This is a genomic window from Streptomyces sp. BF23-19, assembly GCF_041106355.1.
Taxonomy (GTDB): domain Bacteria; phylum Actinomycetota; class Actinomycetes; order Streptomycetales; family Streptomycetaceae; genus Streptomyces; species Streptomyces virginiae_A.
In genome coordinates, this window is the sequence record NZ_JBGBPT010000016.1 from 37,930 (window position 1) to 57,550 (window position 19,621).

Consider the following 19,621-nt stretch of genomic DNA (forward strand, 5'->3'; position numbering starts at 1 on the left):
AGACGGCCGAGTGCGGCCCGAGTGGATCATCTAGGGTCCCCGGTATGACCCTCCGCGCACTGTCGTTGCCCCCGACCGACACCGAGATCGACGACTGGATCGCGGTCCTCGCCGCCGTCCAGGCCGCCGACCTGCCGCAGGGGCCGCCACCCGCCCGGACCGAGGTGGCCGGCCGGCTGCGGGTCACGCCGGCGCGCGGCCGCGCCGCGCTCTGGACCGCGGACGGGGGAGCGGGCGTGGCCGCGTTGCTCCTGTTCACGGACGAGGCCAACGCGCACACCGCCTTCCTCGACGTGCTCGCCGTACGCCCGGACGCCCGGCGCCGGGGCCTGGGCCGGGCCCTGTGGGAGCAGGTCCGGGCCGAACTGCTCGCCCACGGCCGGACCTCGGTCTCGACCCTGGTGGACCTGGGCGGGCCGGGGCAGGTGTTCGCCGAGTCCCTCGGCTTCGAGAACGTCCTGCCCATGGCCTGGTACGAGCAGGACCTGACGCGGCAGCAGCCCGCCGCGGGCACCTCCGCCGACGCCTCCGTCCGCGCCGCGGCCGAGGTCCCGGTCCCCGTCGCCCCGGGATACGAACTGCGCGCCTGGCACGGCCTGGTGCCGGACGACTGGGCCGCGCCGCTCGCCACGGCCCACGGAGCCATGGAGGACGCGCCCATGGGCGACATCGACGAGAAGATCGAACCCTGGACGCCGCAGCGGCTGCACGCCGCGCACCGGCTCATCCTGGACCGGGGCGGCGAGATCACCACGGCCGCCGCGGTGACCCCGCGGGGCGAGGTGGCCGCGTACACGGAACTGGTCCTGCCCGACCCGGCCGGCCCGCGCGCCCTCCAGTACGACACGGTGGTCGCCCCCGCCCACCGAGGCCACGGCCTGGGCCGCGCGGTCAAGCTGCACATGCTGGAGCTGGCCCGCCACCGGTACCCCGCCCTGCGCCGGATCGCCACCACGGTGGCGGACGAGAACACCCCGATGCGGGCGGTGAACGAGAGCCTGGGCTACCGCCTCGACCGCCCCGCGGCGTACTACCAGCTCAGCCTGTAGCCGCCGGGTTCCGCGCCCCGGCCCCCTCCGACGGGGCCGACCACGACGCCAGCAGACGCAAGGCGTCCGCCGACGGGGAGCCGGGGGCGGCGTGGAAGGTGACCAGGGACTGCGCCGGGTCGTCCGGAAGCTTCAGCGTCTCGAAGGACAGCCGCAGTTCACCCACGATCGGATGCCGCAGCAGCTTCTCCCCGTGCGTCTTGTCCGCCACCGTGTGCGCCGCCCACAGCCGCCGGAACTCCTCGTTCTTCACCGACAGCTCCCCGACCAGCGCCGACAGCTGCTCGTCGTCCGGGTGCTGGCCCGCGTACATCCGCAGGTTGCTCACCACCTCGCACGCCCGGCACTCCCACTCCCCGTACAGCTCCGCCGTCGCCGGATCCAGGAACACCAGCCGCACCAGGTTCCGCTCGGCGGCCGGCAGCGCACCGAAGTCCCCGAAGACCGCCGCCGCCAGCCGGTTCCAGCCGATGACGTCCTGCCGGTGCCCCACCAGGTACGCCGGTACCCCGCACATCGCGTCCATCAGCGTGCGCAGCTCCGGACGCACCTGCTGCGGGCGCCGGCTGTGGCGGCGCCGGTGCGCCTTCGGCCGCGCCAGGTCCATCAGGTGCGCCCGCTCGCTCCCGTCGAGGCGCAGGGCCCGCGCGAGCGCCTCCAGGACCTCCACCGACACGTTGTGCCCGTCGCGCTGCTCCAGCCGCGTGTAGTACGCGACCGACACCCCCGCCAGCTGCGCCAGTTCCTCCCGGCGCAGCCCGGGCACGCGCCGGCGGCGCCCGTGGTCGGGCAGGCCCACGTCCTCGGGGCGCAGCCGCGCACGGCGGGAGCGGAGGAACTCGCCGAGGCAGGCGCGCTGATCAAGCTGGTCCATCCCGTAAGTATCCCCGGGCGGCGTGCCGCGGGGCAGGCGTGAGCCTGACCCCACCAGGCGTAGGTTCGCCAGTCGTAGGCAGGACAGGTGGATGGCTGTCCGCAGGGCGAGGCGGCAGCCTGGGGGTCACCACAGACCCACGCCGTTTCGAGGAGCACCCCCATGTCCGTCACCCAGGGCACCCAGGACACCCCGGCCACCCGGAGCGCTCGGGGCACCCAGGTCGCCGCGTACGCCGCCCCCGCCGCCAAGGCCCCGCTGGAGCGCACCACCATCACGCGCCGCCCCGTCGGCGAGAACGACGTCCTCATCGACATCAAGTACTCCGGCATCTGCCACTCCGACATCCACCAGGTCCGCGACGGCTGGGGCGAGGGCATCTACCCGATGGTCCCCGGCCACGAGATCGCCGGAGTCGTCAGCGAAGTCGGCCCGGCCGTCACCCGGTTCGCCGTCGGGGACCGGGTGGGCGTCGGCTGCTTCGTCGACTCCTGCCGCCGGTGCGAGTACTGCCTGCGCGGCCAGGAGCAGTACTGCGTCGAGGGCATGACCGGCACCTACAACGCCCTCGACCGGGACGGCGAGCCCACGTACGGCGGCTACTCCACCCACCTCGTCGTCGACGAGAAGTACACCGTCCGCATCCCCGACGGCATCGGCCTCGACGTCGCCGCCCCGCTGCTGTGCGCGGGCATCACCCTCTACTCCCCGCTCCGGCACTGGCAGGCGGGCCCCGGCAAGAAGGTCGCGGTCGTCGGCCTCGGCGGCCTCGGCCACCTCGGCGTGAAGATCGCGCACGCGCTCGGCGCCGAGGTCACCGTCCTGTCGCAGACCCTGCGCAAGCGGGAGGACGGCCTGAAGCTGGGCGCCTCCCACTTCTACGCCACCGGTGACGAGGCCACCTTCGAGGAGCTGGCCGGCCGCTTCGACCTGATCCTGTCCACCGTCTCCGCGCCGATCGGCCTGGACGCGTACCTGGGCCTGCTGAAGGTCGACGGCGCACTGGTGAACGTCGGCGCCCCGGAGGAGCCCGTCGCGCTCAACCTCTTCTCCGTCATCGGCGGCCGCAAGACCCTCGCCGGATCGATGATCGGCGGGATCGCCGAGACCCAGGAGATGCTGGACTTCTGCGCCGAGCACGGACTGGGCTCGGCGATCGAGCTGATCGCCGCCGGGCAGATCAACGAGGCGTACGAGCGGGTGCTGGCGAGCGACGTGCGCTACCGCTTCGTGATCGACGCGGCCACGATCTGACCCGGGCGGGACCAGCGGTCGGCGGCGGCTGTCACACGTTCTTCATGCCGTGTGCATGGCCCCGGCGGCGCACGGCCGCCGATGATCTCCACACACCGACCGCCACCCCCGATCGTGCAGGAGTCCGCCATGCCCAGCCGCCGTCACTTCCTCGCCGGATCGGCGGCGGCCGCCGCCGGCCTCGCGGCCCTGCCCCAACTCGTCGCGCCCGCACCGGCGTCCGCCGCCGAGAGCGCGACGCCACCCCACCTCGTGGTGATCCTGGCCGACGACCTCGGCTACGGCGACCTGGGTGCCTACGGCCAGAAACTGATCACCACCCCGCACATCGACCGACTCGCCGCCGAGGGGCTGCGGTTCACCGACGCCTACTCCGCGGCCGCCGTCTGCGCCCCGTCCCGCGCCGCACTCCTCACCGGCCTGCACACCGGCCACGCCGCCGTCCGCGCCAACCCGGCCGCGGGCGGCCAGGGCAGCCTCGCCGCCGGGGACACCACCTTCGCGGAGGTACTGCGCGCGCGGGGCTACCGTACGGGCCTGTTCGGCAAATGGGGCTTCGGACCCGAGGCCGCGGACCAGCCCAGCCACCCGGGCGCACGCGGCTTCGAGGAGTTCTACGGATACATCGACCACAGCCACGCCCACCAGTACCGCCCCGCGTACCTGTGGCACAACGACACCAAGGAGACCCTCCCCACGGGCACCTACGCCCCCGACGCGATCGCCGCGCGCGCCCTCGACTTCATCGACACCCACGCGGCCGGCCCCGACCCCTTCCTGCTCCTCCTCGCCCCCAACCTCCCGCACGCGCCCAGCGAGATCCCCGACGTCGGCGCGTACGCCGCCCGGTCCTGGACCCAGGCGAACAAGGCGCACGCCGCGCAGATCAGCCTCCTCGACGCGCAGGTCGGCGCCGTCGTGGACCGGCTGCGGGCCCGCGGGATCGCGCAGCGGACCGTGGTCCTGGTGGCCTCCGACAACGGACCGCACGAGGAGGGCGGGGTCGACCCCGACCTGTTCGACGCCAACGGCCCGCTGCGCGGCTACAAGCGCAACCTCTACGAGGGCGGCGTCCGCGTCCCGCTGATCGCCTGGTCCCCGGGCCGCATCGCCCCCGGCACCACCAGCGCCCGCCCCACCCCGCTGTACGACCTCCTGCCCACCCTCGCCGAGCTCGCCACGGCCCCCGCCCCCGCCGACATCGACGGCCTCTCCGCCGCCCCGGTCCTGAACGGCGCGCCCGCCCTCGCCCCCCTCCACGGCCACCTGTACTGGTACCGAGACGAGCAGGGCGTCACCGGCCGGGCCAACACGCAGGACGCGGGCCGGGCCAAGCAGGTCGCCGAGGCCATCCGCAAGGACCGGTGGAAGGCCGTACGCTTCGCGCCCGGGCGGGACCGCACGGTCGTCGACTCCGCGTGGGCCTTCGAGCTGTACGACCTGGCCGTCGACCCCGGCGAGAAGAACGACGTGGCGGCCGGGAACCCTTCGGTGGTCGCCTCGCTGACCACCTTGCTGCGCGCCTCGTGGTCGGACACGTACGTACGCCGCCCCTGGGGTCTGACCGCGGTCGCCGACCCGTCGGCCTCGACGCTCACCACCACCGTCTCGAACGGCGGCGCCCGCCCCTGGCCCGACGTACGGGTGACCCTCCCGCTCCCGGCCGGCTGGACGGCCACCCCCACGGGACCCGTGACCACCGCCTCCCTCGCCCCGGGCCAGGCCCTGACCACCACCTGGCGGGTGAGCGCGCCCTCCTCGGCCCCGGCCGTGCTCACCCCGCAGGCGACCACGTCCGCGCCCGCCCGCTTCACGGCGGCGACGCGGTTCACCCCGCTCCCGGCGCCGCCCACGAAGGACAGCCACCTCAGCGACCTTCCGTGGGTCTCGGCCACCAACGGCTGGGGCCCGGTGGAGATCGACCGCTCCAACGGCAAGCAGGCGGCGGGCGACGGCACACCGATCGCCTTCGGCGGCGTGACCCACGCCAAGGGCCTCGGCGTCCACGCCCCCTCGGAGATCGTCTACCACTTGGGCGGGCGCGCGTCCCGCTTCACGGCGCTGGTCGGCATCGACGACTTCTCCACGAACCAGTCCCCGGCCGGCGCCACCCGGGCGATCGTCCGCGCCGACGGCCGGACCCTGCTGACCACGGCCACCCTGACGGGAGCCACCGGCCCCACCGCGATCGACCTGGACGTGAGCGGCGTCCGCCTCCTTCACCTCGTGGTCGAGGACGCGAACGCCCGCTCCTCCTTCGACCACACCTCCTGGGCCCGCCCCTACGTGACACTGGCCTGACCCGCCCCGGCGGGCCTCAGTACCCCTGGGGGTGCGCGGACAGCCAGTCGGTGTGCCGCTCGCGCATCCGGTCCCGCTCCTGCCGCGTGGGGAGGATGACGTCGGCGCCGCCGTCGTACGGGTGGTGGAACCGGGTGAGCCCGGGGTCCGTGACGAAGATGCCGGCCAGCCTGTCGTCGGCCACCGCGCGCAGCAACGGGTCGAGACAGCCCCGCCGCCAGGGGCGCCGGTCGGCGTAGTAGTACCAGCGCGTGTGGAACTCCGGATCCGGTTCGTCGGTCTCGTCCAGCGTGGTCCACAGCGTGCCCTCCGGGTGGAGGGCACGGCGCAACGGCGACCGGTCCGTGTGATCGGACACCTCGGACCCGCCGGTGGTCACCACGTACACCTCGTCGCCCGTGAAGAGCTCGTCCAGGACCGTGTTGTACCGGTCCAGGAGCACCGCGTACTCCGCCTCGTCCTGCGGGTAGCGCTTCGATTCCGGCAGGCTGTGGAAGCGCACCCACCGGTCGCGGTACACCGTCTTCAGCTCGTACGGCAGCAGCGGGCCGGGTGGCCTGTGCTGCCGCCACAGAGCGGTCAGCCCCGCGTGCGCGGGGTCGACGCGGGGTTCGACGGCGCGTCCGACGACGGGGTCGCTCACGCCCCCGGGGCCTTGGCCACGCCGATCGGGCAGGACACGCCCGTGCCGCCGATGCCGCAGTAGCCGCCCGGGTTCTTGTCCAGGTACTGCTGGTGGTGCGCCTCCGCAGGCCAGAAGGGGCGCTCCGCCGCCGGCATCACCGCCGTGGTGATCGGACCGTAGCCCGAGGAGGCCAGGACCTGCTGGTAGGCCGTACGGGAGGCCTCCGCCGTCTCCTGCTGCTCGGGGGAGTGTGTGTAGACCGCCGAGCGGTACTGGGTGCCCACGTCGTTGCCCTGGCGGAAGCCCTGGGTGGGGTCGTGGGACTCCCAGAACAGCTTCAGCAGCGCGGCGTAGGAGACCTGGGACGGGTCGAAGACCACACGGACCACCTCGGTGTGGCCGGTCAGACCCGAGCAGACCTCCTCGTAGGTCGGATTCTCGGTGAAGCCGCCCTGGTAGCCGGCCAGCGTGGTCCACACCCCGGGGGTCTGCCAGAACTTGCGCTCCGCACCCCAGAAACAGCCCAGACCGAAGTCGGCGACTTCCAGGTGCGCGGGGTAGGGGCCGGACAGCGGGTTGCCCAGCACGGTGTGCCGGTCGGGCACGGCGAACAGCGGCTCCGCGCGGCCCGTCAGGGCCTCCTCGCGGGTGGGGAGCTCGGGCGTACGGCGGTACGAGAACATGGATTCCCTCCTTGTGGGAGTGACAACGTGCGGAGGGCGGGCCGGGATTCCCCGACCCGCCCTCCGTCGCCCCACGGGTCAGAGACCCGGTGTGGTCACGCTCACCGCCCAGTCACGGGCGTACAGGTACCGGCTCTTCGGCGAGCCCGCGTAGGACCAGGGCAGGGCACCGATGTACCCGTCGATGTACCGGAACTGCTCGACGGCCTCCGCGTCGCGGTCCTGCCAGAACAGCAGGTACGCCAGGATGTGTCGCATCCCGACCGTCCCCGGGTGGTCGTCGCCCGCCGCCGCCAGGTCCAGCAGCGCCGCGTCGACCGCCGCGACGATCTCCGGCTCCTTGAAGAACGTCTCCGCGGCCAGGTCGTCCTCGTGCGTCTCCTGCTCGAAGTACGCGATCAGAGGCAGTCGCGAGAACAGCTCACCGGGCGCCCCGGCAGCCGCCGACTCACGTGCGAAGGCCAGCGCCAGCTCGTGCGAGCCGCGCCACTTCTGGCACCAGTACTGCAGTGCGCTGACGTGTGCGCACAGCACCTTCGGATCGCGCTCGACGATCTTCGCCCACAGCTCGCGGTACCGCTCGTGCGAGTAGCCCAGGCCCTGCCCGATCGGCTGCTCCACGATGTACGGGGTCGGGTCCGCCGGGTCGGCGAGGCTCTGGGCCGCGTGGGCGGCCTCCTGCGCCTTGACCAGCAGGTCGCGGAAGAGCCGGAACTGCTCCTGCGTGGTGCGGCGGCCCGACTGGGAGCCACGTACGTTCCACGCCACCTGGATCGCGGTGTCGGCGTCGACCAGGGCCGCCGTCGGGTCCGTGGGCCGCGCCGCACGCCAGGCCAGCAGCCACGCGTCGTCCTCGGCGGCCGCCTCGGCCAGCGGGCGGACCCGCTCCATGCGCTCGTGCCAGTTCTTCCCGGCCGCCTCGATGTACGCGGCTCCGGCCTCCCAGTCGCCCGACCGGACCGCTTCCAGGACGGCCGTCCGCTCCGGCGGCACCGGAGCGGGGTTCTCGGCGTCGAGGTCGGCCTCGGCCACGAACCCGAGCGCGACGACCGCCGCCGCCTTCTCGGCCTTCTGCGCGGCCTTGACGGCCGCGGTGTCGGCGTTCAGGGATTCGGTCCGGCCCTCGATGACGGCGATCTCCGCCTCCAGCCGCTTCGCCTTGCGGATGTAGTAGACGCCGCGCAGGAACTTGAACGCGCCGAACAGCAGCACGGCGCCCAGGATGTAGAGGCCGATCACGGGGCGAGCACCAGCTTTCGCAGCGGTTCGGTGTCGGGCAGGTCGGCGACGGCCGCTTCCAGGGCCTGGTCCAGCCGGTCCTCGAAGCCGTCGGCCGGGTAGCGCAGGGAGGCCGAGTCGGACCAGGACAGTTGCCAGCGGGCGGCGCCCCGGGCCGTCAGCTCGACGGTGACCAGCTGGTTCAGGGCGCGCCGGACGACCGGGCGGGCGAACTCGCGGGCCGTGCGGCCGGTGGCGGCCTGCGCCTCCTCGGACTTCGGGAACCGGTCGGCGATGCGCCAACGCACCGCCGGGTCGGCGTCGAACGCGTCGAGCACGGCCTCCAGCCCGGGGCCCGCGCCCTCGGCGGCGAAGGTCTCGCGGAGGTCCTCCGCGCCCTGGCCGACGTACAGGGTCATCGACCGGTGGACGAGGTCCTCCCAGTCGACCCGCTGCAGCGCGAGCGCCTCCGGGGTGAGGACGACCTGCTCCAGCGCGGCCAGCGCGGCGTCGGCGTCGGCCAGCAGTTCCAGGGCCTGGCGGGCGGCCTGCCCGCCGCGGCCGTCGTCGGGCAGGGCCTCGATGCGGGCCACGCGCTCGGCGAGCGCGGGGTGGGAGTCGTAGGGGGAGGTGGGCTCGGTCGACAGTTCCTCGCGCAGCTCGTCCAGGTCGGCCGAGCGTGCGTCCAGGAGCCGGCGCAGGCCGCCGAAGACCTCGCCGGGGCGGGGCAGCAGGCCGGCGTTGACGCCGAGGGTGGCGTACGAGCCCATGTAGAAGTCGTGCGCCGAGTCGAGGGCGTTCAGCTCGCGCAGCGCGGACGCGGCCGAGTCGCGGCCGGCGACCCGGACCGAGGCGAGGTCGGCGGCGAGCTCCTGGCGGCGGGAGGTGGAGCGGGTGGCGCGCATGTAGAAGTTGCCGTACGCGATGTAGATCTTGGCCATGGCGCGGTACATCGCGCCCTCGCCCGCGGTGTCGACGCCCTTGGCCTTCTTGCCCTTGGCGATCCGCTTCTCGTCCTTGCGCTCCTGCTTCGCGCGCTCCTTGGCGACCTTCTTGTCGGCGCGGTCGTGGAAGTAGCCGATGGTGCGGATCAGCTGGGCCCGGCCGCGGGCGATCAGCGGCGTGAGACGGGTGTCGAAGTTCGCGTAGTGACCCATCTCGTGGGCGAGCACCGCGCGCATCTGCATCTCGTCCAGGCCCGTCATCAGCGGCAGGCCGAGGTAGAGGCGGCGGGTGCCGGGCCGCAGACCCAGCAGCTTCGCGTCCTCGGCGACGGCCGCGTTCACCTCGTCGATCAGCACGATCTCGTCGGGGGCGCGGGTGCCGACCTGCTGCGCGATGTCGCGTACGACCGCCCACAGCTCGGGCTCCTGCGCCTCGGTGACGGTGATGCCGGCCAGGGGCTCGCCCTTGGGGGTGCGCAGCATGAACATGCCGCGCACGATCGGGACGGTGAGGACGACGGAGGCGAGGAGCAGCTTGGCCACGATGGGGCCGTGCAGCGTGGTGACGACGGCGTAGTCGATGCCGCCGAGGGCGGCCAGCAGGAACACGCCGAGCAGGTAGAAGCCTGCGAGCAGGACGAGAGCGCGCAAGGCGCGCAGTGAAGCGCCCATATGGACAGATCCCCCCACGGGAACGAAAAGGAGCGGGTGGCACGGCAGAACGCCGCCACCGCCGCATCATGCGGCCTGCGATTACTTACAGCAACTTTATTGGCCGAAGCTTCGGCCCGTCCTGTGGGGTGGGGACGCTCCGGTGCACCACTCGTCCCCGCGGCGGTGGGTCGCGGACCTCGCCGGGCGGTGCCCGTGGATCCGGCGACCCGTCGGAGGGCTACGGCCTCAGCGTCGCCGGCGACCCGCCGTTCGCCTCGTACCCCGCCACCGCCATCGCCCGGTACACCGTGTACGCCGCCGCCGGGTTCGACGCCTCCGTCCACGGCAGCGCGCCCACGTACCCGTCGACGTGCCGCACCTGCTCCAGCGCCTCCGCCCAACGCTCCATGCAGACCAGGAACATCAACAGCAGGTGCCGTACGTGCGCCACCATCGGATCGTCCTGCCGCGCCGTGTGCACCGCGTACAGCGCGCCCTCCACCGCCCGCGTCACGACCGCGCCCCGGTAGAAGCTCGGGCTCAGCACGATGTCCGGCTGGTTCTCGCGCAGCGCGAACATCGGCAGGGCCGCCAGCAGCGAGCCCTGCGGAGCACGCGCCGCGGCCGCGTGCGCGAAGGCGTCGGCCTTCTCCTGCGAGCCGTGCCACTTCGCGCCCCAGTAGTGCAGCGCCGCCAGGTGGGCGCCCATGTGGTCCGGGGCCCGGTCGATGACCTTCGCCCACAGCTCGTCGAACTCCGCCTCCGGGTACGCCAGTCCGCGCGCGATCGCCAGCTCGGTGATGTACGGGACCGGGTCCCCCGGAGCCAGCAGCGCGGCCTTGCGGCACGCCTCCCGGGCCTCCTCCAGGATGATCCGGTGGTCCTCGGAGCCGACGCCGCCCGAGTGCCGCCACGCCTGCTGCACCAGCAGCTCGGCGTGCACCTGCGCGCCGCCCGGGTCCTTCTCCGCCTCCAGTCGCCACGCCTTCAGCCACTGCGCGCCCGTGCCGGGCTGCGCCATCAGTTCCAGGGCGGCGGCCCCGCCGAAGGCCTGCACGCGCTGCCAGCGCCGCTCGCCCTCCCGCGGGGTCCCGGCGAGCAGCTGCGAGGCCGCCTGCCACCGGCCGGTGAGCCGCACGTTGTCGAGGACGTCCATCAGGTCCTGGTCGGGCCCGGGGACGCGGATGTCGAGCTCTTCCTGCCGTTCGAATCCGTAGTTCGCCGGGTCGGCGGCGTCCGGGCTGTCCGGCGAGACCAGGCGGATACCGCCGCGCCGACGCCGGATGTACGGACCGAGAATGAACACGATCATGAGCATCGCGAACACGAACCACAGAATCTCCATGCCTCCAGCGAACCAGACCGAGGGGGGAGCAGGCCAATAGGGGGCCATGCCCCGGGCGGGCATAGCATCGGACCATGAGCGACGACAGCCACGAGCACCAGAGCTTCGAGACCCGCGCGATCCACGCGGGCAATACGGCGGACCCGCAGACCGGCGCGGTCGTCCCCCCGATCTACCAGGTTTCCACCTACAAGCAGGACGGCGTCGGAGGACTCCGCGGCGGCTACGAGTACAGCCGCAGCGCGAACCCGACCCGGACCGCGCTGGAGGAGAACCTCGCGGCCCTGGAGGGCGGCCGGCGCGGTCTCGCCTTCGCGTCCGGGCTCGCCGCCGAGGACTGCCTGCTGCGTACGCTGCTCGCCCCGGGTGACCACGTGGTCATCCCGAACGACGCGTACGGCGGCACCTTCCGCCTCTTCGCGAAGGTCGTCTCCCGCTGGGGCGTGGAGTGGTCGGTCGCCGACACCTCCGATCCCGAGTCGGTACGCGCGGCCCTCACCCCGAAGACGAAGGTCATCTGGGTCGAGACCCCCTCCAACCCGCTGCTCGGCATCACCGACATCGCCGTCGTCGCCGACATCGCGCGGTCGGCCGGCGCCAAGCTGGTCGTGGACAACACCTTCGCCTCGCCGTACCTCCAGCAGCCCCTGGCGCTGGGTGCGGACGTGGTCGTGCACTCGCTGACCAAGTACATGGGCGGGCACTCCGACGTGGTCGGCGGCGCGCTGGTCGCCGCGGACGCGGCGCTGGGCGAGGAACTGGCCTACCACCAGAACGCGATGGGCGCGGTGGCCGGTCCGTTCGACTCCTGGATCGTGCTGCGGGGCATCAAGACCCTGGCCGTGCGCATGGACCGGCACGCGGAGAACGCGGGCAAGGTCGTCGAGCTGCTCAAGCGCCACCCGAAGGTCACCAACGTCCTGTACCCGGGCCTGCCCGAGCACCCGGGGCACGAGGTCGCCGCCAAGCAGATGCGCAACTTCGGCGGCATGATCTCCTTCCAGGTCGCCGGTGGCGAGGAAGAGGCGGTCGCGGTCTGCGGCCGCACCAAGATCTTCACCCTGGCCGAGTCCCTGGGCGGCGTCGAGTCCCTGATCGAGCACCCGGGCCGGATGACGCACGCGTCGGTCGCCGGCTCGGCCCTGGAGGTCCCGGCGGACCTGATCCGCCTGTCGGTCGGCATCGAGAACGCCGACGACCTCCTCGCGGACCTGACCCAGGCCCTGGGCTAGCCCCCGGCCCCTCACCCGGCCCCGCCGACCCCACCCGGGCCGGCGGGGCCGCGCCGTTTCAGCCTCGCCGGCGCTTGAGCAGGGGGCACCTCCCAGCGGTAGCTGGGGGAGGGTTCCGGGCGGAGCCCGGTCCCGGCGGAGCCGGGTTTCCTGGGGCTCCGCCCCGGACCCCGCGCCTCAAACGCCGGCGAGGCAGGATGGCCCGGCGCAGCCGGAGTTGGGGGCTACCAGCCCTGTAGGGGTGGGGACACGCCGGTCGGCGGGGCGGTCCAGGGGTGGGTCAGGGAGGCCCACACCACGAAGGCCACCGCGGCAGCGAAGAGCACGGCCCAGCCGAACCGCCGCAGCGCCCGCCGCCGGCGCAGGAGGCGATCGCCCCGGGCCGCGGCGCCCGCCGCCAGCCCCGTCGGCACCGGCGGGTAAGGGCCCTGCAGGAGCCGCCTGACCTGGGCTTCCTTCCGGTCCGGGAGCCCACTCACGCCGGCTCCCGGTTCCGCAGCGCCGCCACGGCCCGATTGCACAGCACCCGTACCCGATCCACCGGCATCCCGAGCTGCGCCGCCGTGACCTCCTCCGCGACCCCTTCGTAGAGTCGCAGGACGAGGACGAGCCGCTCCGGCGGACTCAGCCGGGCGAGCAGCCCGGCGCCGCCGTGGTGGCGCCACCCGGTCCGGGCGAAGGCGGCGCACAGTTCCTGGCGGGTGAAGTCGTACGGGTCGTCCCCGCGCAGCCGCCGCCAGTTCGCGTACGTGCGGGCCAGCGCGCCCGCCAGCAGCCGCCGGGCCGACTCCGGTTCACCGGTCAGCAGGACCGCGACATGCAGGAGACGCCCGGCCGCACCCGCGACGAAGGCCTCGAACTCCGCGTAGGAGCCCGCCTGTTGATCAACCGCCCGCATAGTCCACATAGTGCGGGCAGCGGGGCCGCCCAGGTCAAGAGGACGGACGGACTCCGCTCAGGAGGCGGGACCGGCCTCGGCCACGGCCGCCATGAGCTCCGACAGCGACAGGTTGAAGCGCGTCAGCAGACCGGTGAAGGATTCCCGCTCGCCCTCGCTCCAGCCCTCCGTCACCCGGGCCATCAGCTCGCGCCGCGAGGAGCGGACCTCCTCCAGCCGGGCCAGCCCCCGCGGGGACAGCGCGAGCACCACGGCCCGCCCGTCCTCGGGGTGCGAGGTCCGCTTGACCAGACCGCTGTCGACCAGCGGTGCGACCTGCCGGGTCACCGTGGAGGAGTCGATCCCCATGCCGCCGGCGAGCGCCTTCACGCCCATCGGGCCTTCCAGGTCGAGCCGGTTCAGCAGCAGGTAGGCGGCGCGGTCCATCGAGTTGCGGGCCTGGCCCACACCGCCCAGACGGGTCTGCTCGGCACGGCGGGCGAAGACCGCCACCTGGTGCTGGAGCGCGTCGAGGAGACCGGCTCCGGCGGGCGCGTCGAGCGCCGCGGGCAGATCGGAATTGGCCGGGATGGAAGGCATGGCCGTGGGCTCTCTTCGCGTGGGTCCGACAAGGTTGGGGGACAGAGTACGCGGCCGTGCGGCGGCTCGTACGCCTCGTACGAGAACTGATACGGCCGGTTCGGGCCCCCGCCCCGTAGGTGTCCCGGATGGCGAGATATCGCCCCTCCCGCACGCCCTGCGAGACTGGCGACATGAACTACCGCGTGCCCCAGCCCGTCCCCCAGGTCATCCTCGACGACATCCGGGGGGCTCAGAAGATGCTCTCCGGCGTCTCCCGGGTCACCGCCATGGAGGGCAGCCGGCACCTCTCCGCACTCACCGGCTCCCCGGTCCACCTCAAGTGCGAGAACCTCCAGCGCACCGGCTCCTTCAAGCTCCGCGGCGCCTACGTACGCATCGCCGGCCTGCGCCCCGAGCAGCGGGCCGCCGGCGTCGTCGCCGCGAGCGCGGGCAACCACGCGCAGGGCGTGGCACTGGCCTCCTCCCTCCTCGGGGTCCACTCGACGGTGTTCATGCCGGTCGGGGCGCCACTGCCGAAGGTGGCCGCGACCCAGGAGTACGGCGCCGACGTGCGCCTGCACGGGCAGGTCGTCGACGAGACCTTCCTGGCCGCCCAGGAGTACGCGGACCGCACCGGCGCGGTGTTCATCCACCCCTTCGACCACCGCGACATCATCGCGGGCCAGGGCACCGTCGGCCTGGAGATCCTGGAGCAGTGCCCGGAGGTGCGGACCATCCTCGTCGGGATCGGCGGCGGCGGTCTCGCGGCCGGTGTCGCGGTCGCCGTGAAGGCGCTGCGGCCGGACGTACGGGTCATCGGGGTGCAGGCGGCGGGCGCGGCCGCGTACCCGCCCTCGCTCAAGGCCGGGCACCCGATCTCGATCGACGAACCGATGACGATGGCCGACGGGATCAAGGTCGGCCGCCCCGGCGACGTCCCCTTCAAAATCATCGGCGAGCTCGTCGACGACGTGCGCACGGTTTCCGAGGACGCCCTCTCCAGTGCCCTGCTGCTGTGCCTGGAGCGGGCCAAGCTGGTGGTCGAACCGGCCGGGTGCAGCACGGTCGCGGCCCTGCTCAGCGAGCCCGAACTGTACGGCGGCGGCCCGGTGGTGGCCGTCCTGTCCGGCGGGAACGTCGATCCGCTGCTGCTCCAGCGGATCCTGCGCCACGGTATGGCGGCGGCGGGTCGATACCTGTCCCTGCGGCTGCGCGTGGCCGACCGGCCGGGCGCCCTGGCCGGGCTCCTGGCGGTGTTGTCAGTGGTGGATGCGAACGTGTTGGACGTGAGCCACGTGCGGACGGACCCGCGGTTGGGGCTCACGGAGGTGGAGGTGGAGCTGCACCTGGAGACGAAGGGCCCGGAGCACTGCGCGGAAGTCGCGCGTTCCCTGCACGGCGCGGGATACAAGGTGATGAGCTAGAGACCGTCCTGCCTGTCGCTCGGGCCGGACGCATCCCCCGTTCGGCCGAGCAGGACCTGCCCGGCGCCCATAGGATTTGCGTAGAAATGCCCTGAATATCTTGATTCTACTGGCCCGATCACTGGGAGAATCCATATGCCAGGCGCTATCTACGCCGAAGGTCTGGTCAAGACCTTCGGCGATGTACGGGCTCTCGACGGCGTGGACCTCGATGTCCCCGAAGGCACCGTCCTGGGTCTGCTCGGCCCGAACGGCGCGGGCAAGACCACGACCGTACGCGTCCTGACCACCCTCCTGCGGCCCGACAGCGGCAAGGCGGTCGTCGCCGGCATGGACGTGCTCAAGCACCCCAACGAAGTCCGCCGCGCCATCGGCCTCTCCGGCCAGTTCGCGGCCGTCGACGAGTACCTGACCGGCCGCGAGAACCTCCAGATGGTCGGCCAGCTCTACCAGATGAAGGCCAAGGCGGCCAAAGCCCGGGCCACCGAACTCCTCGAACGCTTCAACCTCTCCGACGCCGCCGACCGCACGGCGAAGACCTACTCCGGCGGTATGCGCAGGCGCCTGGACCTCGCGGCCGCCCTCGTCGTCAGCCCGCCCGTGATGTTCATGGACGAGCCGACCACCGGACTCGACCCCCGCAACCGCCAGCAGCTGTGGGGCATCATTCAGGAACTGGTCGCCGGCGGTACGACCTTGCTCCTCACCACCCAGTACTTGGAGGAGGCCGACCACCTCGCGCACGACATCTGCGTGGTCGACCACGGCAAGGTCATCGCCCGCGGCACCTCCGACCAGCTCAAGGCCCGCACCGGCGGCGAGCGCGTGGAGGTCGTCGTCCACGAGCGGCAGCACATGGCCACCGCGCGCGAGGTGCTCGCCGGCTTCGGCAAGGGCGAGACCGCGGTCGAGGAGCACACCCGCAAGCTGACCGTACCCGTGTCGGGCGGCGCCAAGCTGCTCGCCGAGGTCATCCGCGAACTCGACGGCCGGGGCATCGAGATCGACGACATCGGCCTGCGCCGCCCCACCCTCGACGACGTGTTCATCTCCCTGACCGGGCACGCGCCCGAACGGGCCGTGGAGGACAACGGCGACGCACCGGACGGTACCGGGGCCAAGGGCCGCAAGGTGGCCCGGAAGGAGGTGGCGAAGTGACCCTCACGTCCCCGAACCCGGGCACCTCCCCGAACGGCGAACTCGCGGCGCCCCGTCCGCGCGGCGGCGTCGTCCAGTCCGTCAACGACTCCCTCGTCATCGCCAAGCGGAACGTCATCCGCCTCAGCCGGATCCCCGAGATGGTGATCTTCGGGCTGATCCAGCCGGTCATGTTCGTGGTGCTGTTCAGCTTCGTCTTCGGCGGCTCGATGATGATCGGCGGCTCGACCAGCGCCAGTGACTACCGGAACTTCCTGATGGCCGGCATCTTCGCCCAGACCGTCACCTTCGCCACGGCGGGCGCCGGCGCCGGCATCGCGGACGACATGCACAAGGGCCTGATCGACCGCTTCCGATCGCTGCCCATGGCCCGCGGCGCCGTCCTGACCGGCCGTACCCTGGCCGACCTGATGCAGACCGCGCTGACCTTGGTGGTGCTGGCGATCGTCGCCCTCCTCGTCGGCTGGCGCACGCACACGAGCGTCGGCGAGGTGCTGGCCGGCTTCGGCCTGCTGCTCCTGCTCGGGTATGCGTTCTCCTGGATCGGCGCCCTGATCGGGCTGTCCGTGCGGACTCCGGAGGCGGCCACCTCGGGCGGGCTGATCTGGCTGTTCCCCGTCACGTTCATCTCCAACGCGTTCGTCCCCACGGAGAACATGGCGAGCTGGCTCCAGCCCATCGCCGAATGGAACCCGTTCAGCGCCACCGTCCAGGCCTGCCGCGAGCTCTTCGGGAACCCGGGCGTGTCCCGGTCCGACGCGTGGCCGATGGTCCACCCCGTCTGGGCCTCGCTGATCTGGTCGGCCCTGATCATCCTGCTCTTCCGCACCCTCTCGGTCCGCAAGTACCGCGGAGCGGACGGCTGAGCCCCGCGGCCCCGTACCAGCAGCAACGCGCGATGCCCGGCCGGGAGAGTCCGGCCGGGCATCGCGCGTCGTCGGTCAGGAAGAAAACGGTGACCGAGGGTGATCAGCCGGTGAAGGGCTTGACGTCAAGGATCTTGACCGAGGCCTTCTTGCCGTTCGGCAGCTCGTACTCGGCGTCCTCGCCGATCGCCTTGCCCAGCACGCCGCTGCCCAGCGGGGACTGGGGGGAGTACGTCTCGAAGTCCGAGGACGCGTACTCACGCGAGGCCAGCAGGAACTCCATGGTGTCGTCCTCGTCGCCGTCGAAGGCGATCTTGACGAGCGTGCCGGGGGCCACCACGCCGTCGGACGCGGGCGCGGTGCCGACCTTGGCGTTCTCCAGGAGCTGCGTGAGCTGGCGGACCCGAAGCTCCTGCTTGCCCTGCTCCTCCTTCGCCGCGTGGTAGCCACCGTTCTCACGCAGGTCGCCCTCCTCGCGGGCAGCTGCGATCTTCGTGGCGATCTCCGTGCGGGCGGGACCAGAGAGGTAGTCCAGCTCCGCCTTCAGCTGGTCGTACGCCGCCTGGGTCAGCCAGGTGACGCTTTCGCTCGTCTGGGTCACGGGTGCTCCTCGTCGGTACAGGGGACTACTGCCGCCAGCGGCGGACGAAACCACGAGCCTAACAATTCGGGAAGAAAAGAGGGAGGACCCCACAGGCTCATTGCCTCGCGGGGCGCGACTTCAATCCTTTTCGGACCTCAGCGGGCGGAAGGCGCCGGCCGGCAGCCGACCAGCTCGATCATCGCGGCCCTGCTGGTGGTCTTCAGGGTGACGAGCTCGTCCACCCGCGACCGTGCTTGCGCGAAGGTGAAGTCGGCTCGACCCACCTCGGCGTGCTCCTTGTCCTGGGAGCTCAGGGAGCAGACACCGGTGACCGAGGACTCCTTGCGGACCTCCAGGTGCACCTTCACCTCGGTGTCCGAAATCACCTGAAACTTGATCACTTCGGCGCTCACGCTCTGTCCCGCGACGTAGTCCCAGCCGATCCAGCCGACCACGCCCAGCAGCGCCGCACCCAGCACCGATCCGACGATCTTGAGCTTCCGGTCCGCACGCTCGTCCGCCGACCGGCCGTACCGGCCCTCGGGCAGTCCCTCGCGCACCGCGCTCATGATCGTTCCTCTCGCCGGGGACGGCTCGGTCACCCCTGGAATTTTCCGCCCCCCAGTTCGGTCACTATAGGAGCTGAGTGTCGCGCCGAATCGCAGAGGATCCTGTTTTGACCGAGCAGCTTCGACTGATGGCCGTCCACGCCCACCCCGACGACGAGTCGAGCAAGGGCGCGGCCACCATGGCCAAGTACGTGTCCGAGGGGGTTCCCGTGCTGGTCGTCACCTGCACCGGTGGCGAGCGCGGCTCGGTCCTGAACCCCAAGCTCCAGGGCGACAAGTACATCGAGGAGAACATCCACGAGGTCCGCGCCAAGGAGATGGACGAGGCCCGCGACATCCTCGGCGTCCAGCAGGAATGGCTCGGCTACGTCGACTCCGGCCTCCCCGAGGGCGACCCGCTGCCCCCGCTGCCCGAGGGCTGCTTCGCGCTCGCGGACGTCCACGAGGCCGCCGGCGAGCTGGTGAAGAAGATCCGCGCCTTCAAGCCGCAGGTCGTCACCACCTACGACGAGAACGGGGGCTACCCGCACCCCGACCACATCATGACCCACACGATCTCCATGCTGGCCTTCGACAGCGCGGCCGACACCGAGAAGTACCCGGAGAGCGAGTACGGCCCGGCCCACCAGCCGCAGAAGCTCTACTACAACCAGGGCTTCAACAAGCCGCGCACCATCGCCCTCCACGAGGCGCTCCTCGCGCGCGGCCTGGAGTCCCCCTACGGGGAGTGGCTGGAGCGGTGGAAGGAGTTCGAGCGCAAGGAGCGGAACCTGACCACCCACGTGCCCTGCGCCGACTTCTTCGAGATCCGTGACAAGGCGCTCATCGCGCACGCCACGCAGATCGACCCGGACGGCGGCTGGTTCCGCGTCCCGATGGACATCCAGAAGGAGGTCTGGCCCACGGAGGAGTACGAGCTGGCGAAGTCGCTCGTCGACACTTCCCTCCCCGAGTCCGACCTCTTCGCGGGCATCCGGGAGAATGCGTAGCTATGAGCGCTACGCAGGCAGCACTGACCCAGCTCCTTCCGCTGGCGGGTGACACCTTCGACAAGAACAAGGTGACGCCCGGCCTCCTCGGCTTCGTCGTCTTCGCGGCCCTCGCCGTCGGCGTGTGGGCCCTGATGAAGTCCATGAACCGGCACATGGGCCGGGTGAACTTCGAGGAGGCCCCGGACCCGGCGGCCCCGGCCGCCCCCGGCACGGACGGCACCCGGGCCCCGTAAGGCGGAGCAGGGCCCAGGGCCCGGAGCGGGGCTCGGTACGGCCCGCAGGACCTCGCGTGCACGCCGGCGCCCCGGCCGGGAGAACCGGCGGGGCGGCGGCTCCGGCGCGCACGCCGCCGGGTCCCACCGAGGCCCACCGAGGCCTCCCGGGACGTGGT

General features: G+C 72.3%; 20 protein-coding genes. 9 read left to right on the plus strand and 11 right to left on the minus strand.

The window, feature by feature from the left end; genetic code table 11:
• Positions 1-44 precede the first annotated feature (44 nt).
• Positions 45-1,049, plus strand: a complete 1,005-nt coding sequence (locus tag AB8A24_RS12010) for a GNAT family N-acetyltransferase (RefSeq protein WP_328961940.1) — start codon at positions 45-47, stop codon at positions 1,047-1,049.
• Here the strand turns inward: AB8A24_RS12010 and AB8A24_RS12015 are convergent.
• A complete protein-coding gene (locus AB8A24_RS12015) occupies positions 1,039-1,923 on the minus strand; it encodes a helix-turn-helix transcriptional regulator (protein WP_078851012.1) in 885 nt (294 codons plus the stop codon). The genes AB8A24_RS12010 and AB8A24_RS12015 overlap by 11 nt on opposite strands.
• Positions 1,924-2,085: 162 nt before the next feature.
• Here AB8A24_RS12015 and AB8A24_RS12020 point away from each other — a divergent pair, with 162 nt between their 5' ends.
• Both AB8A24_RS12020 and AB8A24_RS12025 read left to right on the plus strand, forming a co-directional pair.
• Positions 2,086-3,177: an NAD(P)-dependent alcohol dehydrogenase gene (locus tag AB8A24_RS12020; RefSeq protein ID WP_369475496.1), complete on the plus strand. Its 1,092-nt coding sequence runs from the start codon at positions 2,086-2,088 to the stop codon at positions 3,175-3,177.
• A 129-nt stretch (positions 3,178-3,306) separates the two neighbouring features.
• The gene (locus AB8A24_RS12025; protein ID WP_328961938.1) at positions 3,307-5,478 is read left to right on the plus strand and encodes a sulfatase-like hydrolase/transferase; all 2,172 of its coding nucleotides are present in this window, start codon (positions 3,307-3,309) and stop codon (positions 5,476-5,478) included.
• Positions 5,479-5,494: 16 nt separating this feature from the next.
• Here the strand turns inward: AB8A24_RS12025 and AB8A24_RS12030 are convergent, their stop codons facing one another.
• The 5 genes from AB8A24_RS12030 to AB8A24_RS12050 form a co-directional block, all read right to left on the minus strand.
• Entirely contained in the window at positions 5,495-6,121 is a 627-nt protein-coding gene (locus AB8A24_RS12030) for a hypothetical protein (protein ID WP_369475497.1), read from the minus strand.
• Entirely contained in the window at positions 6,118-6,786 is a 669-nt protein-coding gene (gene msrA, locus AB8A24_RS12035; RefSeq protein ID WP_266380814.1) for a peptide-methionine (S)-S-oxide reductase MsrA, read from the minus strand. The genes AB8A24_RS12030 and msrA overlap by 4 nt, the downstream gene beginning before the upstream one ends.
• Positions 6,787-6,864: 78 nt before the next feature.
• Positions 6,865-8,025, minus strand: coding sequence for a hypothetical protein (locus tag AB8A24_RS12040; protein WP_369475498.1), 1,161 nt, complete (start codon positions 8,023-8,025; stop codon positions 6,865-6,867).
• The gene (locus AB8A24_RS12045) at positions 8,022-9,620 is read right to left on the minus strand and encodes a M48 family metallopeptidase (protein ID WP_369475499.1); all 1,599 of its coding nucleotides are present in this window, start codon (positions 9,618-9,620) and stop codon (positions 8,022-8,024) included. Before AB8A24_RS12045 ends, AB8A24_RS12040 begins: the two co-directional genes overlap by 4 nt.
• 220 nt (positions 9,621-9,840) lie before the next feature.
• Positions 9,841-10,947: a hypothetical protein gene (locus AB8A24_RS12050; RefSeq protein ID WP_369475500.1), complete on the minus strand. Its 1,107-nt coding sequence runs from the start codon at positions 10,945-10,947 to the stop codon at positions 9,841-9,843.
• A 74-nt stretch (positions 10,948-11,021) separates the two neighbouring features.
• On the opposite strand from AB8A24_RS12050, the gene AB8A24_RS12055 reads away from it, so the two are divergent.
• Complete coding sequence (locus AB8A24_RS12055) at positions 11,022-12,179, plus strand: cystathionine gamma-synthase (protein WP_030712362.1); 1,158 nt, start codon at positions 11,022-11,024, stop codon at positions 12,177-12,179.
• 224 nt (positions 12,180-12,403) lie between these two features.
• Here the strand turns inward: AB8A24_RS12055 and AB8A24_RS12060 are convergent, their stop codons facing one another.
• The 3 genes from AB8A24_RS12060 to AB8A24_RS12070 are packed head-to-tail and all read right to left on the minus strand — an operon-like array spanning position 12,404 to position 13,656.
• Positions 12,404-12,658 (minus strand): hypothetical protein, encoded by a 255-nt coding sequence (locus tag AB8A24_RS12060; protein WP_328961933.1) that lies wholly within the window; start codon positions 12,656-12,658, stop codon positions 12,404-12,406.
• On the minus strand, positions 12,655-13,086 hold the full coding sequence (locus AB8A24_RS12065) for a sigma factor-like helix-turn-helix DNA-binding protein (protein ID WP_328961932.1): 432 nt from the start codon (positions 13,084-13,086) through the stop codon (positions 12,655-12,657). The genes AB8A24_RS12060 and AB8A24_RS12065 overlap by 4 nt, the downstream gene beginning before the upstream one ends.
• 48 nt (positions 13,087-13,134) lie before the next feature.
• A complete protein-coding gene (locus AB8A24_RS12070) occupies positions 13,135-13,656 on the minus strand; it encodes a MarR family transcriptional regulator (protein ID WP_328961931.1) in 522 nt (173 codons plus the stop codon).
• A gap of 173 nt (positions 13,657-13,829) precedes the next feature.
• On the opposite strand from AB8A24_RS12070, the gene ilvA reads away from it, so the two are divergent.
• From ilvA to AB8A24_RS12085, 3 genes are all read left to right on the plus strand, one after another.
• Entirely contained in the window at positions 13,830-15,062 is a 1,233-nt protein-coding gene (gene ilvA, locus AB8A24_RS12075; RefSeq protein WP_328961930.1) for a threonine ammonia-lyase, read from the plus strand.
• A 135-nt stretch (positions 15,063-15,197) separates the two neighbouring features.
• Entirely contained in the window at positions 15,198-16,220 is a 1,023-nt protein-coding gene (locus AB8A24_RS12080) for an ATP-binding cassette domain-containing protein (protein ID WP_369475501.1), read from the plus strand.
• On the plus strand, positions 16,217-17,086 hold the full coding sequence (locus tag AB8A24_RS12085; protein WP_369475502.1) for an ABC transporter permease: 870 nt from the start codon (positions 16,217-16,219) through the stop codon (positions 17,084-17,086). Before AB8A24_RS12080 ends, AB8A24_RS12085 begins: the two co-directional genes overlap by 4 nt.
• A 103-nt stretch (positions 17,087-17,189) precedes the next feature.
• Here AB8A24_RS12085 and greA read toward each other — a convergent pair whose 3' ends face one another.
• Positions 17,190-17,687 (minus strand): transcription elongation factor GreA, encoded by a 498-nt coding sequence (gene greA, locus AB8A24_RS12090; protein WP_030009952.1) that lies wholly within the window; start codon positions 17,685-17,687, stop codon positions 17,190-17,192.
• A gap of 137 nt (positions 17,688-17,824) precedes the next feature.
• Positions 17,825-18,238 (minus strand): DUF4307 domain-containing protein, encoded by a 414-nt coding sequence (locus tag AB8A24_RS12095; protein ID WP_369475503.1) that lies wholly within the window; start codon positions 18,236-18,238, stop codon positions 17,825-17,827.
• 107 nt (positions 18,239-18,345) lie between these two features.
• Between AB8A24_RS12095 and mca the strand changes: the two genes are divergently transcribed.
• Entirely contained in the window at positions 18,346-19,227 is an 882-nt protein-coding gene (mca, locus tag AB8A24_RS12100; RefSeq protein ID WP_161293738.1) for a mycothiol conjugate amidase Mca, read from the plus strand.
• Between the two features lie 2 nt (positions 19,228-19,229).
• Positions 19,230-19,463 (plus strand): hypothetical protein, encoded by a 234-nt coding sequence (locus AB8A24_RS12105; RefSeq protein WP_266380780.1) that lies wholly within the window; start codon positions 19,230-19,232, stop codon positions 19,461-19,463.
• Positions 19,464-19,621: the final 158 nt, after the last annotated feature.

Bases quoted from the DNA above. Each gene is read 5' to 3' on its own strand.
- AB8A24_RS12010 (WP_328961940.1), top strand. From the start codon at position 45: ATGACCCTCCGCGCACTGTCGTTGCCCCCGACCGACACCGAGATCGAC.
- AB8A24_RS12015 (WP_078851012.1), bottom strand. From the start codon at position 1,923: ATGGACCAGCTTGATCAGCGCGCCTGCCTCGGCGAGTTCCTCCGCTCC.
- AB8A24_RS12020 (WP_369475496.1), top strand. From the start codon at position 2,086: ATGTCCGTCACCCAGGGCACCCAGGACACCCCGGCCACCCGGAGCGCT.
- AB8A24_RS12025 (WP_328961938.1), top strand. From the start codon at position 3,307: ATGCCCAGCCGCCGTCACTTCCTCGCCGGATCGGCGGCGGCCGCCGCC.
- msrA (WP_266380814.1), bottom strand. From the start codon at position 6,786: ATGTTCTCGTACCGCCGTACGCCCGAGCTCCCCACCCGCGAGGAGGCC.
- AB8A24_RS12045 (WP_369475499.1), bottom strand. From the start codon at position 9,620: ATGGGCGCTTCACTGCGCGCCTTGCGCGCTCTCGTCCTGCTCGCAGGC.
- AB8A24_RS12050 (WP_369475500.1), bottom strand. From the start codon at position 10,947: ATGGAGATTCTGTGGTTCGTGTTCGCGATGCTCATGATCGTGTTCATT.
- AB8A24_RS12055 (WP_030712362.1), top strand. From the start codon at position 11,022: ATGAGCGACGACAGCCACGAGCACCAGAGCTTCGAGACCCGCGCGATC.
- AB8A24_RS12065 (WP_328961932.1), bottom strand. From the start codon at position 13,086: ATGTGGACTATGCGGGCGGTTGATCAACAGGCGGGCTCCTACGCGGAG.
- AB8A24_RS12070 (WP_328961931.1), bottom strand. From the start codon at position 13,656: ATGCCTTCCATCCCGGCCAATTCCGATCTGCCCGCGGCGCTCGACGCG.
- ilvA (WP_328961930.1), top strand. From the start codon at position 13,830: ATGAACTACCGCGTGCCCCAGCCCGTCCCCCAGGTCATCCTCGACGAC.
- AB8A24_RS12080 (WP_369475501.1), top strand. From the start codon at position 15,198: ATGCCAGGCGCTATCTACGCCGAAGGTCTGGTCAAGACCTTCGGCGAT.
- AB8A24_RS12095 (WP_369475503.1), bottom strand. From the start codon at position 18,238: ATGAGCGCGGTGCGCGAGGGACTGCCCGAGGGCCGGTACGGCCGGTCG.
- AB8A24_RS12105 (WP_266380780.1), top strand. From the start codon at position 19,230: ATGAGCGCTACGCAGGCAGCACTGACCCAGCTCCTTCCGCTGGCGGGT.